At 62.8% G+C, this 15,770-nt stretch carries 16 protein-coding genes and 1 pseudogene; 10 read left to right on the plus strand and 7 right to left on the minus strand.

Annotation, left to right across the window (positions count from 1 at the left end; genetic code table 11):
- Positions 1–341 precede the first annotated feature (341 nt).
- The gene (locus ACQ4N9_RS25090) at positions 342–821 is read left to right on the plus strand and encodes a GNAT family N-acetyltransferase (RefSeq protein ID WP_390968695.1); all 480 of its coding nucleotides are present in this window, start codon (positions 342–344) and stop codon (positions 819–821) included.
- A 9-nt stretch (positions 822–830) separates the two neighbouring features.
- On the opposite strand, the gene ACQ4N9_RS25095 is transcribed toward ACQ4N9_RS25090, so the two are convergent.
- Positions 831–1,403: an ACP phosphodiesterase gene (locus ACQ4N9_RS25095; RefSeq protein ID WP_125860169.1), complete on the minus strand. Its 573-nt coding sequence runs from the start codon at positions 1,401–1,403 to the stop codon at positions 831–833.
- Positions 1,404–1,555: 152 nt separating this feature from the next.
- Here ACQ4N9_RS25095 and ACQ4N9_RS25100 point away from each other — a divergent pair, with 152 nt between their 5' ends.
- From ACQ4N9_RS25100 to ACQ4N9_RS25110, 3 genes are read left to right on the plus strand one after another with little or no spacing between them, the layout of a single operon-like run.
- A complete protein-coding gene (locus ACQ4N9_RS25100; protein WP_110994930.1) occupies positions 1,556–1,858 on the plus strand; it encodes an ArsR/SmtB family transcription factor in 303 nt (100 codons plus the stop codon).
- Between the two features lie 13 nt (positions 1,859–1,871).
- Positions 1,872–3,041 carry an MFS transporter gene (locus ACQ4N9_RS25105; protein ID WP_258705037.1) on the plus strand — a complete coding sequence of 390 codons (1,170 nt, stop codon included), beginning with the start codon at positions 1,872–1,874 and terminating at the stop codon, positions 3,039–3,041.
- A 19-nt stretch (positions 3,042–3,060) separates the two neighbouring features.
- A complete protein-coding gene (locus tag ACQ4N9_RS25110) occupies positions 3,061–4,110 on the plus strand; it encodes an alkene reductase (protein WP_390968692.1) in 1,050 nt (349 codons plus the stop codon).
- Positions 4,111–4,231: 121 nt separating this feature from the next.
- Here ACQ4N9_RS25110 and ACQ4N9_RS25115 read toward each other — a convergent pair whose 3' ends face one another.
- Positions 4,232–5,707 carry a helicase HerA-like domain-containing protein gene (locus ACQ4N9_RS25115; protein ID WP_390968690.1) on the minus strand — a complete coding sequence of 492 codons (1,476 nt, stop codon included), beginning with the start codon at positions 5,705–5,707 and terminating at the stop codon, positions 4,232–4,234.
- 208 nt (positions 5,708–5,915) lie between these two features.
- Here ACQ4N9_RS25115 and ACQ4N9_RS25120 point away from each other — a divergent pair.
- The 4 genes and pseudogenes from ACQ4N9_RS25120 to ACQ4N9_RS25135 form a co-directional block, all read left to right on the plus strand.
- A pseudogene (locus tag ACQ4N9_RS25120) lies at positions 5,916–6,896 on the plus strand (HAMP domain-containing protein); the annotation flags it as partial.
- 93 nt (positions 6,897–6,989) lie between these two features.
- The gene (locus ACQ4N9_RS25125; RefSeq protein ID WP_371923764.1) at positions 6,990–7,754 is read left to right on the plus strand and encodes a methyl-accepting chemotaxis protein; all 765 of its coding nucleotides are present in this window, start codon (positions 6,990–6,992) and stop codon (positions 7,752–7,754) included.
- A 235-nt stretch (positions 7,755–7,989) separates the two neighbouring features.
- A complete protein-coding gene (locus ACQ4N9_RS25130; RefSeq protein WP_390968688.1) occupies positions 7,990–9,111 on the plus strand; it encodes a glycosyltransferase family 4 protein in 1,122 nt (373 codons plus the stop codon).
- A complete protein-coding gene (locus ACQ4N9_RS25135; protein ID WP_390968686.1) occupies positions 9,104–9,868 on the plus strand; it encodes a DUF2334 domain-containing protein in 765 nt (254 codons plus the stop codon). Before ACQ4N9_RS25130 ends, ACQ4N9_RS25135 begins: the two co-directional genes overlap by 8 nt.
- 27 nt (positions 9,869–9,895) lie before the next feature.
- On the opposite strand, the gene ACQ4N9_RS25140 is transcribed toward ACQ4N9_RS25135, so the two are convergent.
- Complete coding sequence (locus ACQ4N9_RS25140) at positions 9,896–10,120, minus strand: hypothetical protein (RefSeq protein WP_390968685.1); 225 nt, start codon at positions 10,118–10,120, stop codon at positions 9,896–9,898.
- A gap of 2 nt (positions 10,121–10,122) precedes the next feature.
- The gene (purU, locus tag ACQ4N9_RS25145) at positions 10,123–10,974 is read right to left on the minus strand and encodes a formyltetrahydrofolate deformylase (protein ID WP_390968683.1); all 852 of its coding nucleotides are present in this window, start codon (positions 10,972–10,974) and stop codon (positions 10,123–10,125) included.
- 300 nt (positions 10,975–11,274) lie between these two features.
- Here purU and mvaT point away from each other — a divergent pair, with 300 nt between their 5' ends.
- On the plus strand, positions 11,275–11,652 hold the full coding sequence (mvaT, locus tag ACQ4N9_RS25150) for a histone-like nucleoid-structuring protein MvaT (RefSeq protein WP_110994923.1): 378 nt from the start codon (positions 11,275–11,277) through the stop codon (positions 11,650–11,652).
- Between the two features lie 72 nt (positions 11,653–11,724).
- On the opposite strand, the gene sbcB is transcribed toward mvaT, so the two are convergent.
- The 3 genes from sbcB to ACQ4N9_RS25165 all read right to left on the minus strand — a co-directional run bounded on the left by sbcB (position 11,725) and on the right by ACQ4N9_RS25165 (position 14,085).
- Positions 11,725–13,155 carry an exodeoxyribonuclease I gene (sbcB, locus tag ACQ4N9_RS25155; RefSeq protein WP_390968680.1) on the minus strand — a complete coding sequence of 477 codons (1,431 nt, stop codon included), beginning with the start codon at positions 13,153–13,155 and terminating at the stop codon, positions 11,725–11,727.
- Positions 13,156–13,217: 62 nt separating this feature from the next.
- Positions 13,218–13,577, minus strand: a complete 360-nt coding sequence (locus ACQ4N9_RS25160; RefSeq protein WP_390968678.1) for a PilZ domain-containing protein — start codon at positions 13,575–13,577, stop codon at positions 13,218–13,220.
- 124 nt (positions 13,578–13,701) lie between these two features.
- The gene (locus tag ACQ4N9_RS25165) at positions 13,702–14,085 is read right to left on the minus strand and encodes a tol-pal system YbgF family protein (protein ID WP_390968676.1); all 384 of its coding nucleotides are present in this window, start codon (positions 14,083–14,085) and stop codon (positions 13,702–13,704) included.
- Between the two features lie 241 nt (positions 14,086–14,326).
- On the opposite strand from ACQ4N9_RS25165, the gene pyk reads away from it, so the two are divergent.
- Positions 14,327–15,770 (plus strand): pyruvate kinase (gene pyk, locus ACQ4N9_RS25170; protein WP_430933979.1); only part of this gene is annotated, 1,444 nt, incomplete at its 3' end.

The following is a 15,770-nucleotide window of genomic DNA, read 5'->3' on the forward strand; positions in this document are numbered from 1 at the left end:
TTTTCCGAGAAACTCGTTTAGCTTCAACCGCTTAACTCGCTACGATCTCTCGTAGCGGGAGGCAAATCATACAGCGTTACAACCTGCTGTCAACCGCCTTGCTGAAATTTTTTTTAGGAATTTCAACAACTTACTGCTTCTCCGCTGCGATGTCTCGCTGCGGGAGGCGAATAATACAGTATTAAATTAGGCCGTCAACCCTGCCCAGCAATTAAATGCTTAGCAAGGCCTCCTTGCCCACTCCAAGCGCTTCCAAGGCCCACACAAGGCATTACCCTATATAAGGCACTGCCCAAACCACAGGCGCCAAGCTTGCCCAACTCTTTCAGGATGAAGCCCCTATGCCGCTGACCCACCGCCCAGTCCAAACCACCGACATCCCCGCCATCTGCTGCTTCCCCCAGGGCCCGGACGAACTGTTCTACATGTTCCCCAAAGCCAGCTACCCGCTGACACCCAACCAACTGAGCGAGGCCATCGCCCAGCGCAGCGGTTCAACAGTGGTTGAAGAGGACGGCGTACTACTGGGCTTCGCCAACTTCTATAAAGCAGAAGCCGGCGGCATCTGTGCGCTCGGTAACGTGGTGGTCGCCCCCGCCGCACGCGGCAAGGGCGTGGCGCGCTATCTGGTGCAGTGCATGATCGCGCTGGCCCGCGAACAGTACGCAGCGCAAGAAATCTGGGTGTCGTGCTTCAACCACAACACTGCAGGCTTGTTGCTCTATCCCCAGCTTGGGTTCACACCCTTCCATATAGAGGAACGCCAGGCACCGGATCACAGCCGGGTTGCGCTGATACAGATGAAGCAGCTGTTGGGCTGATTGCGCGCCTCAGCGCCCCGCCGCCGCAAACGCCTGCAACTGTGGATAGAACGCCCGAAAATCCGTCAGCAACGGCTCATACAGGCGCTCCAGCTCCACCATCACCCCTTGCAGGCCTTCCGGTCGCGACAAGCGCCGGGCGATGCCGCCAAATACCTGCTCCAGCGTGGCGAAATCGCCATACGCCCCCAGCCAGTCATCGGCGGCCATGAACGGCGCAATACGCGCCAGCCGCCCCGGCAATTGCGGTTCGGCCAACAGCACACGGTAAAAGTTGCCGGTGAACTGCGCCAACGGCTGGTCGGCGTACTCCCCCCAGTGCCGCGCCAGGCAATGGTCGAAGAACACATCCAGGACGATCCCGGCATAACGCCTGCGTTCACGCGGGAAGCGCGCCAGCGCGGCCAGTACCAATGGGTGGCTGTCGGTGTAGCTGTCGATCTGCCGGTGCAAGCGGATCGCGGCTTCCAATTCCGCTGGAAAGCGCCCTTCCAGCGCGCCTTTGACGAAATCGCCATACAGGCTGCCGAGCAGTTGTTGCGGCGCCGGGCCGCCCAGGTGCAGGTGTGCGAGGTAATTCATGGCCGCAGTCTAGCACCGCGTCAGCCTATATCGTCATAACCCGATATAGCGATTCTCGATCAGCTCAGAACCTTTTCATATTTGTATATCGCGAAATACCGATTTATATTTCGCCCCATCGCGATATACCGCTATACACCACGAGCCTATCCATGCCACTCGATCTCGACGAAATAATAAAAGCCCTGTCCCACCCCGTAAGGCGAGAAATCCTCAGCTGGCTGAAGGACCCGGCCGCGCAGTTCCCCGACCAGCATCACAGCACCGAACAAGGTGTGTGTGCCGGGCAGATCGACCAACGCTGCGGCCTGTCGCAGTCGACCGTCTCGGCCCACCTGGCGACCCTGCAGCGCGCCGGCCTGATCAGCAGCCAGAAGATCGGCCAATGGCACTTCTTCAAACGCAACGAGGCCACCATCCAGGCGTTCCTCGCGCAGATGAGCCAAGAGCTCTGACAAGGACCTTGCTATGCCCCTTTCCTTATTGATCCTGGCGCTCAGCGCCTTCGCCATCGGCACCACCGAGTTCGTCATCATGGGCCTGCTGCCCGATGTCGCGCAGGACCTGGGCGTCAGCATCCCCGGTGCCGGCTGGCTGGTGACCGGCTACGCCCTCGGCGTGGCCATCGGCGCGCCGTTCATGGCCCTGGCCACCGCTCGCCTGCCGCGCAAGGCCGCGCTGGTGGCGCTCATGGGCGTGTTCATCATTGGCAACCTGCTGTGCGCGGTGGCCGGCGACTACAACCTGCTGATGTTCGCCCGGGTGGTCACCGCGTTGTGCCACGGCGCGTTCTTCGGCATTGGCTCGGTGGTGGCGGCCAGCCTGGTGCCGGCCAACCGCCGCGCCTCGGCCGTCGCGCTGATGTTCACCGGCCTTACCCTCGCCAACGTACTGGGGGTGCCGCTGGGCACTGCGCTGGGCCAGGTCGCCGGCTGGCGTTCGACATTCTGGGCGGTGACCGGCATCGGCGTGATCGCACTGATCGGTCTGCTGCGTTTCCTGCCACGCCAGGCCGAAGAACAGAGCGTGAACATGCGCGCCGAACTGGCTGCGCTCAAAGGTGCCGGCATCTGGCTGTCGCTGAGCATGACCGTGCTGTTTTCGGCGTCGATGTTCGCCCTGTTCACCTACGTTGCGCCGCTGCTCGGTGATGTCACAGGCGTGTCGCCGCGTGGCGTGACCTGGACCCTGCTGCTGATCGGCCTAGGCCTGACCCTGGGCAATATTGTCGGCGGCAAGCTCGCCGACCGACGCCTGGGCGCCACCTTGATGGGTGTGTTCACCGCCATGGCCGTGGTGTCCACCGCGCTGAGCTGGACCAGCACGGCGCTGGTCCCCGCCGAGATCACCCTGTTCCTCTGGGCCACCGCCGCCTTCGCCGCCGTACCGGCACTGCAGGTCAACGTGGTCACCTACGGCAAGGCAGCACCGAACCTGGTGTCGACCCTCAATATCGGCGCGTTCAACCTGGGCAACGCCCTGGGCGCCTGGGTGGGCGGCAGCGTCATCGCCCACGGTTTCGGCCTGACCCGCGTGCCGCTGGCTGCGGCGGCCCTGGCGGTACTGGCGCTGATCGTCACCCTGATCACCTTCAACCAGCGCGGCAGCGACGCCGAACTGGCCACGGTTTCCAATTGATAGCTGCGAGGCAATCGGTATGACCACGCTGTTCGATCCAATCACACTGGGCGACCTGCAACTGCCCAACCGCATCATCATGGCCCCGCTGACCCGTTGCCGTGCCGACGAAGGCCGGGTACCCAACGCGCTGATGGCCGAGTACTACGTGCAACGCGCCAGCGCCGGGCTGATCCTCAGCGAAGCCACCTCGGTCGCCCCGATGGGGGTCGGCTACCCCGACACCCCAGGCATCTGGAACGACGAGCAGGTCCGCGGCTGGCACAACGTCACCAAGGCCGTCCATGCCGCCGGCGGGCACATCTTCCTGCAGCTGTGGCACGTCGGGCGCATCTCCCACCCGTCGTACCTGAACGGTGAGCTGCCGGTAGCCCCCAGCGCCATCCAGCCCAAGGGCCATGTGAGCCTGGTGCGGCCGCTCAGCGACTACCCCACCCCGCGCGCCCTGGAAACCGAAGAGATCGCCGACATCGTCGAGGCCTACCGCAGCGCTGCCGAGAACGCCAAGGCCGCCGGTTTCGACGGTGTGGAGATCCATGGCGCCAATGGCTACCTGCTCGACCAGTTCCTGCAGAGCAGCACCAACCAGCGCAGCGACCGCTACGGCGGCTCGCTGCAAAACCGTGCGCGTCTGCTGCTGGAAGTGACCGACGCGGCCATCGAGGTGTGGGGCGCCGGCCGCGTCGGCGTACACCTGGCACCGCGCGCCGATGCCCACGACATGGGCGACGCCGACCGCGCCGAGACCTTCACCTACGTGGCCCGGGAACTGGGCAAGCGTGGTATCGCGTTCATCTGTTCACGGGAGAAGGAAGCCGACGACAGTATTGGCCTGCTTATAAAGGAAGCGTTCGGCGGCCCGTACATCGTCAACGAGCGCTTTGACAAAGCCAGCGCCAATACCGCCCTGGCCAGCGGCAAGGCCGATGCGGTGGCCTTTGGCATCCCGTTCATCGCCAACCCCGACCTGCCGGCACGGCTGGCGGCCGATGCGCCGCTCAATGCGCCGCATCCGGAAACCTTCTATGGCAAGGGGCCGGTGGGGTACATCGATTACCCGCGGCTGTGAGCCATGCCTTGGGGCTGCTTTGCAGCCCTTTCGCCGGCAAGCCGGCTCCCACACTGACCGCGCTAGCCTTATCTGTGGGAGCTGGCTTGCCAGCGATTGGGCCGCACAGCGGCCCCTTGCATCAACGCTTCTTGCCGCCGAGCAACGACCCCATCAACCCGCGCACCAACTGCCTCCCCAACTGGTTGGCCGCCTGGCGCACCGCCGACTTGATCGCCTGCCCGGCCGCACTCTGCAGAAACTCGCCGGCCTTGTCGGCCAGGCTTTCCTCATCGGCCTTGGGCTGGGGCGCAGGCTCCAACGGCGCGCCCTTGCGCTGCAAGAGCATTTCATAGGCCGACTCGCGATCGATCGGTTTGTCGTAACGGCCCAGCAATGGCGAAGCCGCGATCAGCGCGCTGCGCTCGGCCGCGCTCAACGGCCCGATCCGCGACTGCGGTGGGGCAATCAGCACCCGCTGGACCACGGCCGGTGTGCCCTTTTCTTCCAGGGTGCCCACCAGCGCCTCCCCGATACCCAGCTCGGTCAGCACCGTCAGGCTGTCGAACGCAGGGTTGGGGCGGAAGCCATCGGCCACGGCGCGCAATGACTTCTGCTCCTTGGCGGTGAAAGCCCGCAGGCCATGCTGGATACGCAACCCCAACTGGGCCAGCACGGTGTCTGGGAGGTCGCCGGGCGACTGGGTGACGAAATACACCCCCACGCCTTTGGAGCGAATCAGCCGCACCACTTGCTCCAGGCGGTCCTGCAACGCCTTCGGCGTATCGTTGAACAGCAAGTGGGCTTCATCGAAGAACAGCGCCAGTACCGGCTTGTCGGCATCCCCGCGCTCGGGCAGTTGCTCGAACAGCTCGGCGAGCAGCCACAGCAGGAAGGTCGCATAGACCTTGGGCGCCTCATGTACCAGGCGGCTGGCGTCGAGCAGATGGATGCGGCCACGGCCGTCGCTATCCAGGTGCAGCAAATCCTGCAATTGCAGCGCCGGCTCGCCGAACAGCGCCTCGGCGCCCTGCTGCTCCAGGGTGGCCAGCCGGCGCAGCAGGGCTTGAGTCGAGGCACTCGTCATCAGCGCGCTGTCCTCGCCGAGCAGTTGCGGGTTGTCCTTCAAGTGCGCCAACAAGGCCTTGAGGTCCTTGAGGTCGAGCAACAACAGCCCCTCACGGTCTGCCACCTTGAACGCCGCATACAAGGCTGCCTGCTGGCTGTCGGTAAGCTCCAGCAAGTTGCCCAGCAGCAAGGGGCCCATTTCACTCAGGGTGGTGCGCAAAGGGTGCCCCGACTGGCCAGCGATATCCCACAAGGTGACCGGGTAGGCCTGCGGCCGGTGGTTCAGCCAAGGCATCCCGGCGATACGCTCAGCCACCTTGCCCTGCGGCGCGCCAGCCGCACCCAGGCCACACAGGTCGCCCTTCACATCGGCGGCAAACACTGCCACACCGGCATCGCTGAACAGCTCGGCCAGATGCTGCAAGGTGACGGTCTTGCCGGTACCTGTGGCACCCGCCACCAGCCCGTGGCGATTGGCCAGGCGCATGGCCTGGGACACCGGCTGACCGTCAGGGCCAGCGCCTACAAGCATTTGAAAAGAATCCGACATCTTCTTCATCCTTTGCTCAAGTTCTGCGTGGTAACGGCCGATATTTCAAAATGATTCCAAACAGAAAGACAGTTACAACCCGAAAAGGACCCACGGGACCTGTTGCACTGTTTTCCCACCGTGCTTTGTGCGAACGACCCGATAAAAAAACCTTAGCGGACGCGATCACGTCATGAATAAAAGCCTTCGTTTCAGCCACAAGATTCTTATGGCGGCATCACTCATCGTGATCCTCGCCTTCAGCCTGTTCACCCTGTACAACGACTACCTCCAGCGTAATGCCATTCGCGAGAACCTGGAGAATTACCTGGCTGAGATGGGCGAATCCACGTCCACCAACATCCGCAACCTGTTCGAAGGGCGCATCAAGCTGGTCGAGAACGTTGCCCAGAACCTTGCCCAGTACCCACAGAACATCGGCCCCCTGCTGGGCCAGAATGCCCTTACTTCCAGCTTCCTGACCATCTACCTCGGCCAGCCCGACGGCACCTTCACCGTGCGCCCGGACACCAAGATGCCCGATGGCTACGACCCACGCGTGCGCCCCTGGTACAAGGACGGCATGAACGCCAACGGGCCGATGCTCACCGAACCCTACATCGACATGGCCACCAACAAGATGGTCATCTCGATCATCAGCACCGCTTCGCGCTCGGTCGGCGTGGTCGGTGGCGACCTGGCCCTCGACGGCCTGGTCGAGATCATCAACTCGCTGAACTTCGGCGGCATGGGCTATGCCTTCCTGGTCAACGACCAAGGCAAGATCCTGGTGCACCCGGACAAGAACCTGGTGATGAAGTCGCTGTCGGACCTGTTCCCGCAGCACACACCGAAACTGTCCCGTGAGTTGACTGAAGTCGAACTCAATGGCCAGACCCGCCTGCTGACCTTCACCCCGGTCAAGGGCCTGCCTTCGGCCAACTGGTACATCGGCCTGTCGGTAGATAAAGACAAAGCCTTCACCATGCTCAGCAACTTCCGCACCTCGGCGGTCATCGCCACCCTGGTGGCGGTGGTGATCATCATCGCCCTGCTCGGCCTGCTGATCCGTGTGCTGCTGCAGCCGCTGCACACCATGACCCGCGCCATGGAGAACATTGCCGAAGGCGAAGGCGACCTGACCCGCCGCCTGCAGATCGACAACCACGACGAGTTCGGCATTCTCGGCACGGCGTTCAACCGCTTCGTCGAACGCATCCACACCTCGATCCGCGAAGTGTCCTCGGCCACCGAGCAGGTCAACGAAGTGGCCCTGCGGGTGATCAGCGCCTCCAACTCGTCGATGACCAACTCCGACGAGCAGTCCAACCGCACCAACAGCGTCGCTGCCGCCATCAACCAACTGGGTGCCGCCGCCCAGGAGATCGCCGGCAACGCCGCCCAGGCGTCGCAACACGCCAGCTCCGCACGCCTGCTGGCCGAGGAAGGCCAACACGTGGTGCAGCGCAACATCGATGCGATGAACCGCCTGTCTGACCTGATCGTCACCTCCAGCTCGCACATCGAGACGCTCAACAACAAGACCGTCAACATCGGCCAGATTCTCGAGGTGATCACCAGTATCTCGCAGCAGACCAACCTGCTGGCGCTCAACGCCGCCATCGAGGCTGCCCGTGCCGGCGAAGCCGGGCGTGGCTTTGCCGTGGTCGCCGATGAAGTGCGCAACCTGGCCCACCGCACCCAAGAGTCGGCACAGCAGGTGCAGACCATGATCGAGGAGCTGCAAATCGGCGCCCGCGAGTCGGTCGACACCATGGGCCAGAGCCAGCGCCACAGCCAGGACAGCATGGAGATCGCCAACCAGGCCGGCGAGCGCTTGGGCAGCGTGACCCAGCGCATCGGCGAAATCGACGGCATGAACCAGTCGGTGGCCACCGCCACCGAAGAGCAGACCGCCGTGGTCGACTCGATCAACATGGACATCAACGAAATCAACATGCTCAACCAGGAAGGCGTCGAGAACCTGCAGGCCACCCTGCGCGCCTGCTCGGACCTCGAGCAGCAGGCCGGCCGCCTGAAGCACCTGGTCGGCAGCTTCCGCATCTGACCTTCTGACCAAGTTGCCTGCTTCGCGGGTGAACCCGCTCCCACAGGATCTGCACAGTGCCTGAAACTGTCTCGATCACTGTGGGAGCGGGTTCACCCGCGAAGAAGCCAGCGCCGCTCCCCCTGCCAGCCCACAGCCCGATCGAACAAACTATCCTTCTGTAAGGTCAACCTTCAGGGCGAATCATCGTCGGCGCATCACGCCCGATGACGGTCCTGAAGTCGATCCCGGAGGGATGCTGATCGTGCACATCGCCGACATCACCATGTTCTACGCTCCAGCCAGCGGTGGTGTGCGGACGTACCTCGATGCCAAACACCGCCGCCTCAGCGCCATGCCCGGCGTACGCCACAGCCTGTTGATCCCCGGCCCCAGCGCCAGCCACGCCGATGGCATCCATCACGTCCCCGCCCCGCCCCTGCCGTTCGGCAACGGCTACCGTTTCCCGCTGCGCCTGGCCCCCTGGTGCAACATGCTGCGCCGCCTGCAGCCCGACCTGATCGAAGTCGGCGACCCCTACCTCACCGCCTGGGCCGCGTTGGAGGCACGGCGCAAGCTCGGTGTACCGGTGATCGGCTTCTATCACTCCGACCTGCCGCTGCTGGCAAGCAACCGCATGGGCCACTGGTGCACGCCCAATGTCGAGGCCTATGTGAGCAAACTGTACGGCAACTTCGACCGGGTGCTGGCACCAAGCCAGGTGATGGCCGACAAGCTTTGCCGTTTGGGGATCAGGGATGTGCACGTGCAGCACCTGGGCGTTGACCTGACACTGTTCAACCCGGCCCAGCACGACCCCGGCCTGCGCGCCGAGCTGGGCATCGCGCAAACCAGCCGCCTGCTGGTGTTTGCCGGGCGCGGCTCGCGGGAAAAGAACCTGCCGGTACTGCTCGACTGCATGCGCCTGCTGGGCCACCGCTACCACCTGCTGCTGCTGGGTTCGAACATGCCGGCCAGCGTGCCGGACAACGTCAGCGTGATCGACCGGTTCTGCCCTGCGCAGGAAGTCGCCCGGCTACTGGCCAGTGCCGACCTGCTGCTGCATGCCGGCGATCAGGAAACCTTTGGCTTGGTGATTCTCGAAGCCATGGCCAGCGCTACGGCGGTGGTCGCCGTAGGTGCAGGCGCGTTCAGGGAGATCGTCAACGAACAGTGTGGCCGCCTGTGTCGCCCCAACGACAGCCAAGCCCTGGCCGACGGGGTGCGCGAAGCGTTCGAGGACGGCGTGGCCCGTCTCGGTGCCCAGGCCCGCGTGCATGTGGAGCAGCACTATAGCTGGGACCAGGTGGTCAACGGCCTATTGCTGCACTACCAGGCGGTACTCGGCCACCTGCCGCAGGTACGTACCCATGGCTGAGCCCGCTGGCGCCGCACGCAGCCTGATGCTGGTGCTGCACGATGTCACGCCGCAAACCTGGCCCGACTACCAGCCCTTCGTACAGGCCATCGACACCCTCGGCAGCGTGCCGATGACCTGGCTGGTCGTCCCGGACTTCCACCACCGCAACTACCTGGCGCGCTCACCGACCTTCTGCCGCCTGCTCGAGCGGCGCCTGGCACTGGGTGACGAGTTGGCCCTGCACGGTTACTACCATGCCGACGACGGGCCGCCGCCCCGTGGGCCTGGCGAGTACTTCATGCGCCGCGTCTACACCCATGAGGCTGAGTTCTACGGGCTCGACCTAATGGCGGCCTTGCAACGCCTGCAAGCTGGGTTGGCGCTGTTCGGCCAGCAAGGCTGGCCCGTCGCCGGCTTCGTCGCCCCCGCATGGCTGATGAGCGAAGGCACCCGGCAGGCCTTGCGCCAACTGCCGCTGCGCTACACCAGCACTGCCCGATACCTGTATCGCCTGCCGGACTTCACTGCACTGAACGCCCCTGGCCTGGTGTGGAGTGCGCGCAGCGCCTGGCGCCGTAGCCTGTCGAAGCTGATCAACGACTGGCAGTACCGACGCTGGCAGCAGGCCGGTACGTTGCGCCTGGGTTTACACCCGATCGATATGCGCCATCCAGCCTCCCGCAACTACTGGCTGGACACCTTGCACCAGCTGTTGGCCGAAGGCCGCGAACCCCTGACCAAATGCGCCTGGCTTGATCGCCAGATCACTGCATGAGATGCACCGACGCGCGGTTACCTGCTATTACCCTCGGCCGGCCGCAAGGGGCAGCGTGCCTTCGCCTGCTTGCGAGTCCGCTGCTGGAACGCTGGCGGCCTCAGGCGGGTTGAGCGCTTGCCACAACGCGGCGGCACCGGGGAACTCGGTGCCGTCCTCGTCGCGCAGCGCTTCGGGGTCGAAACGCGCCAGGCAGCCTTCGCCCAAGGTTGGGGGCGCGCAGGCGCCGGCCTTGTCGCGAGGGCCTGCCATGGTCAGTCGAAGACCACAGTCTTGTTGCCGTGCACCAGCACGCGGTCTTCGAGGTGATAACGCAGGCCACGGGCCAGCACCATCTTCTCCACGTCACGGCCGAAACGCACCATGTCCTCGATGCTGTCGGCGTGGCTGACACGCACCACGTCCTGCTCGATGATCGGGCCGGCATCCAGCTCTTCGGTGACGTAGTGGCAAGTCGCGCCGATCAGCTTCACCCCGCGCAGGGCAGCCTGGTGGTAGGGCTTGGCACCGACGAACGACGGCAGGAAGCTGTGGTGGATGTTGATGACCTTTTCCGCGTAGTCGCGGCACAGCTGTGGCGGCAGGATTTGCATGTAGCGCGCCAGCACCACCACGTCGGCACCGTGTTGCTGGACCAGGCGCGAGACTTCGGCGAAGGCCGGGGCCTTGTCCTTCGGGTCGACCGGCACATGGAAGAACGGAATCCCATGCCACTCGACCATGCTGCGCAGGTCGTCATGGTTGGAGATCACGCAGGGGATCTCGCAATCCAGTTCATCGGTGTGCCAGCGGTGCAGCAGGTCGGCCAGGCAGTGGGACTCACGGCTGGCCATCAGCACCACGCGCTTCTTCTGCGCCGAGTCGGTGATCCGCCAGGTCATGGAGAACTCTTCGGCGATCGGCGCAAACGCCTCGCGGAATGCTTCGATGCCGAACGGCAGGGATTCGGCGCGGATTTCATGGCGCATGAAGAACCAGCCACTCTGTTCATCGGAGTGGTGGCTGGCCTCGTTGATCCAGCCATTATAGAGGGCCAGGAAATTACTGACTTTTGCCACGATGCCGACACGGTCGGGGCAGGCAATCACCAGTCGATAGGTGCGCATGAGGGGGGGCTCCAGAACTTCGCAAAGGCGCATATTCTAGCGGCCCGGAAGGAAAAACGCAGTATTGATCGACAGGCATCGCAGCGACGGCGACAGGGAAAATTCGCACGCGCCATCTCCCTTCTTCGTAAAGGGGTATGGCGATTAACCTGTCATTTATGTAAATTTTTTTTAACCAAACAGCGATCTGGCCATTCACTGCTATTAATTGATTCGTGACTTTTTAATTGTTTACTTGCGAGTATCGCCTGTCTATTATTGCCTGCACTGTCTCCCTGAATATGCATTAAGGAACACGCCATGTCGCTGATCAACGAATACCGCGCCACCGAAGAAGCCATCAAAGAACTTCAGGCCCGCCTGGCCAACCTGTCCCAGGATGACAAGCTGAAGAAAGAACTGGAGTTCGAAGGCAAACTGCGCACCCTGATGGGCGAATACTCCAAGTCGCTGCGTGACGTGATTGCCCTGCTCGACCCGGAAAGCAAACTGAGCAAGGCCCCGCGCGGCGCGACCAAAGTCACCGCCACCAAGCGCGCCCGCAAGGTCAAGCAGTACAAGAACCCGCACAATGGCGAGGTTATTGAAACCAAGGGTGGCAACCACAAGACCCTGAAAGAGTGGAAAGCCAAATGGGGCGGCGACGTCGTTGAAGGCTGGGCCACCCTGCTGGACTGATACGCGGATCACGCAATCAGTTACAACATGAAAAACGCCGGCAGCTGCCGGCGTTTTTTTTACTGCTTGCGTTCAAATCTGGAACTGCATTTTCAATTGCCCGGCATGCGCCTGCCAGGCCTTCAATACCGCTCTCCCCGCCTCGTCAGCCTCGGCCCAACTGCTCTGCAACGCCTTCTCGAAGTCACCCAGGGTGTTCGGTGCGCCCATGGCAGGGTCGCTTAAACGCTGCTGGCAGAATGCCTGCCAACGTACCTTTTCTTGTGCGTCGAGGGTGTCGGCAAAGTTGCGTGCACGGTAACGGAACAACAGCTCGGGCAAGCGCGAATCATCGAACATCCAGTGGCCCTTGGCTAATTGCGCCGGGTCTGTGGTGCGTACTTGTTCACACAAGCGTCTATCTCGATCACCGATGAATCCGTCGTACAACTGCTGTTCCGGATCCTCACACGGGGCAAAGTCTTCTTCCCCGTAAATAACCTCGAGCTTGTCACGCCAATGGGCCTGCTGACTGGCCAATTGCTCAGCGTGCTTCTGCAATTGCGCCATATCCAGGCCCAACCGTTGTTGATCGGCGGGGCGCACTACCGACAAGGGTGCCAGCACCGGGCAACGATTGACATGCACCAACTTCAACGGCACGGGTAGTTCGCCTTCAGCCAATGCTTCGCGCCGCGTGTACAACCGCTGACGCAGCACCTCGGCACTTTCCTGCAGCAGCAGTGAAGTTTCCTGCCCCAGGTCACAGACAATCAGGGCGTTGCGATTACGCGGATGCCAGGCCAATGGCAGCACCACGCCGATGTAATTACGCTGGGCAGAGAAACGCCCTGATACATGTACCAATGGCTGCAGCAGACGAATCTGCTCCATCACTTTGTGCTTGCTGCGCAACTGGAACAGCCAGTCATAGAGCTTTGGTTGTTTCTCGCGAATCAGTCGCGCCAGCGCGATGGTTGCCCGTACGTCGGACAGCGCTTCATGGGCGTGGCCATGGTCGATGCCATTGGCCTTGCTGAGCAGCTCCAGGCGCAGGCTGGTGCGTCCCTCCTGCTGCGGCCAGACAATCCCTTCAGGGCGCAGGGCATAGGCAGTGCGCACCACATCGATCAGATCCCAACGGCTGTTGCCGCCTTGCCATTCGCGGGCATAGGGGTCGAAAAAGTTGCGGTAAAGGCTGTAGCGGGTGACTTCGTCATCAAAACGCAGAGTGTTGTAGCCAGCACCACAGGTGCCCGGGCGGGCCAACTGCTCATGGATGCGGGTCATGAACTCGGCTTCGCACAAGCCCTGGCTGGCCAGTTGCTGCGGCGTGATACCGGTCACCAGGCACGCGGCGGGGTGCGGCAGGATGTCATCGGAGGGGCGGCAATAGAGGCTGATCGGCGCCTCGATCTCGTTGAGGTCGAGGTCGGTGCGCACACCGGCCACCTGCAACGGGCGGTCGTTACGTGGGTTGATGCCGGTGGTTTCGTAGTCGTGCCAGAAGATGCTGGAGCTCACGGGGTCTTCCTGTAACAAGGTCGACCAGAGTCTAGCGGGCGCAGTGGCGCCAGGGCCAGCGTTCAGGCAGAGGCGTTGAGCGGGCGGAAACTGAAGTAGTCGCGCAGCGAGCGCACGTAATCATCGTATTCCTGGGGTGCCTGCAGCAGCATGAAGCCGGCATCGTAATGCCCCGGCGTCTCGTCTTCGCGGCACCACAGGCAACTGGCGGTAAGGTTGATCAGTTGCTGCCCGCCGCCGGCCTGAGGCACGCGCAGTTGCAGCTCGAAGTCTGGCCCCACCAACACCGGCAACTGACTGATCAGCATCAGGCCGTCCTCGGAGGCATTGCCCAGGTAGCCGATCTGCTGGTCGGTAAAGCGGTTGTAGACCTTGAGTACGCAAGGCAATTGGTGACGTTGTATATGACGTTCGATGAACATGGCGGCTGTGTATTCCTGTACCCGGAGCCAGGAAGACAAGGTACTGGCAGTGATCGTTACAACTTGTTTAACAGATTAGCGCAGCCCGATGGGCCATTACCATGAAATCGGCGACACCTTGGGATTAACGCCAAGGTGTACCTTTTACCGGGCTGGCCACTGCCGTTTCACCTCGCAGATAGCCCAGCTTCTCCAGGGTCTGCAGGCGGGCCTGGGCGCGATAGGCGTATTCGTTGCGCGGGTACTGCTGGATCAGGTACTGATAGGTCTGTGCTGCATCCACGTAAAGTTTCTGCCGCTCCAGGCACTGGCCACGCAGCATCGACACTTCCGGATGGATGAACGGCCGTGCACGGCTGGTGCGGTCGACCTGTGACAGCTCCAGCATGACCCGCGAGCAGTCGCCACGGTCATAGGCGCGATAGGCATTGTTCAAATGGTGGTCCATGGACCAGCGGGTGCAGCCGACGACACTGGCCGCCATGGTCAAAACGATCAGGGTGCGCATGGGAACTCTCCTTGGATGCCAAGTGTATCGGCGCCTGTGTGAAATTCTCCAGCATCAAGTTACAAGTGGCGAAATGCATGAATCGGCCGCTCATCCATCTGCTTGTAGCATGCCGCTTGTAGCTTGCGGCTTTCAGCGTGCAAGCGACCGTTGATTCTGCCTCCCGGTAGTGCAACGGAACAATGACTACAGCTCAATTGAGGAGTAGCCTCTCGCTGCGCTTCACTATAGGAGTCTGTGCATGACCATCCGTCGTACCAAAATCGTCGCCACCCTTGGCCCCGCCAGCAACTCGCCGGAAGTGATCGAACAACTGATCCTCGCCGGCCTGGACGTGGCACGCCTGAACTTTTCCCACGGCACCCCGGACGAGCACAAGGCCCGCGCCCGCCTGATCCGCGACATCGCCGCCAAGAACGGCCGCCACGTCGCGCTGCTGGGCGACCTGCAGGGTCCGAAGATCCGCATCGCCAAATTCAGCAACAAGCGCATCGAACTGAAAGTCGGTGACAAGTTCACCTTCTCCACCGCCCACCCGCTCACCGAAGGCAACCAGGACATCGTCGGCATCGATTACCCCGACCTGGTAAAAGACTGCGGCGTCGGTGACGAACTGCTGCTCGACGATGGCCGCGTGGTCATGCGCGTCGAAACCGCTACTGCAGACGCCCTGCATTGCGTGGTGATCATCGGTGGCCCGCTGTCCGACCACAAAGGCATCAACCGCAAAGGTGGCGGCCTGACCGCGCCGGCCCTGACCGAAAAAGACAAAGCCGATATCAAGCTGGCCGCGGAAATGGACCTGGACTACCTGGCCGTCTCCTTCCCGCGTGACGCCAGCGACATGGAATACGCCCGCAAGCTGCGTGACGAAGCCGGCGGCAGCGCCTGGCTGGTGGCCAAGATCGAACGCGCCGAAGCGGTGGCCGACGACGAGACCCTCGACCAACTGATCCGCGCCTCCGACGCGGTGATGGTTGCCCGTGGCGACCTGGGCGTGGAAATCGGCGACGCCGAGCTGATCGCCATCCAGAAAAAGATCATCCAGCACGCTCGCCGCAACAACAAGGCAGTGATCGTCGCGACCCAGATGATGGAGTCGATGATCCAGAACCCGATGCCGACCCGCGCCGAAGTGTCCGACGTGGCCAACGCCGTGCTGGACAACACCGACGCAGTGATGCTGTCGGCCGAAAGCGCCGCCGGTTCCTACCCGATCGAGGCCGTACAGGCCATGGCCCGTATCTGCTCGGGCGCCGAAAAGCACCCGACCAGCCAGAAGTCCAGCCACCGCCTGCACACCACCTTCGAGCGCTGCGACGAGTCCATCGCCCTCGCGGCGATGTACACCGCCAACCACTTCCCCGGCGTCAAGGCGATCATCGCCCTCACCGAAAGTGGCTACACCCCGCTGATCATGTCGCGCCTGCGTTCGCACGTGCCGATCTTCGCGCTGTCGCCGCACCGCGCTACCCAGGCTCGCGCCAACATGTTCCGCGGCGTGTACCCGATTGCCTTCGACCCGGCTTCGCTGCCGGCCGACAAGGTCAGCCAAGCGGCGGTCGACGAGCTGCTCAAGCGTGGCCTGGTGGAGCAAGGTGACTGGGTCATCCTCACCAAGGGCGACAGCTACCACACCATCGGTGGCACCAACGGCATGAAGATCCTGCATGTCGGTGACCCGC

Origin of the sequence: Pseudomonas sp. ES1 (genome assembly GCF_050586605.1) — a bacterium.
Lineage (GTDB): Bacteria > Pseudomonadota > Gammaproteobacteria > Pseudomonadales > Pseudomonadaceae > Aquipseudomonas > Aquipseudomonas sichuanensis.

What these genes read in the sequence shown, in the direction of transcription:
- ACQ4N9_RS25090 (WP_390968695.1), top strand. Translation starts at nt 342, where the DNA reads ATGCCGCTGACCCACCGCCCAGTCCAAACCACCGACATCCCCGCCATC.
- ACQ4N9_RS25095 (WP_125860169.1), bottom strand. Translation starts at nt 1,403, where the DNA reads ATGAATTACCTCGCACACCTGCACCTGGGCGGCCCGGCGCCGCAACAA.
- ACQ4N9_RS25100 (WP_110994930.1), top strand. Translation starts at nt 1,556, where the DNA reads ATGCCACTCGATCTCGACGAAATAATAAAAGCCCTGTCCCACCCCGTA.
- ACQ4N9_RS25105 (WP_258705037.1), top strand. Translation starts at nt 1,872, where the DNA reads ATGCCCCTTTCCTTATTGATCCTGGCGCTCAGCGCCTTCGCCATCGGC.
- ACQ4N9_RS25110 (WP_390968692.1), top strand. Translation starts at nt 3,061, where the DNA reads ATGACCACGCTGTTCGATCCAATCACACTGGGCGACCTGCAACTGCCC.
- ACQ4N9_RS25115 (WP_390968690.1), bottom strand. Translation starts at nt 5,707, where the DNA reads ATGTCGGATTCTTTTCAAATGCTTGTAGGCGCTGGCCCTGACGGTCAG.
- ACQ4N9_RS25125 (WP_371923764.1), top strand. Translation starts at nt 6,990, where the DNA reads ATGACCAACTCCGACGAGCAGTCCAACCGCACCAACAGCGTCGCTGCC.
- ACQ4N9_RS25130 (WP_390968688.1), top strand. Translation starts at nt 7,990, where the DNA reads ATGCTGATCGTGCACATCGCCGACATCACCATGTTCTACGCTCCAGCC.
- ACQ4N9_RS25135 (WP_390968686.1), top strand. Translation starts at nt 9,104, where the DNA reads ATGGCTGAGCCCGCTGGCGCCGCACGCAGCCTGATGCTGGTGCTGCAC.
- ACQ4N9_RS25140 (WP_390968685.1), bottom strand. Translation starts at nt 10,120, where the DNA reads ATGGCAGGCCCTCGCGACAAGGCCGGCGCCTGCGCGCCCCCAACCTTG.
- purU (WP_390968683.1), bottom strand. Translation starts at nt 10,974, where the DNA reads ATGCGCACCTATCGACTGGTGATTGCCTGCCCCGACCGTGTCGGCATC.
- mvaT (WP_110994923.1), top strand. Translation starts at nt 11,275, where the DNA reads ATGTCGCTGATCAACGAATACCGCGCCACCGAAGAAGCCATCAAAGAA.
- ACQ4N9_RS25160 (WP_390968678.1), bottom strand. Translation starts at nt 13,577, where the DNA reads ATGTTCATCGAACGTCATATACAACGTCACCAATTGCCTTGCGTACTC.
- ACQ4N9_RS25165 (WP_390968676.1), bottom strand. Translation starts at nt 14,085, where the DNA reads ATGCGCACCCTGATCGTTTTGACCATGGCGGCCAGTGTCGTCGGCTGC.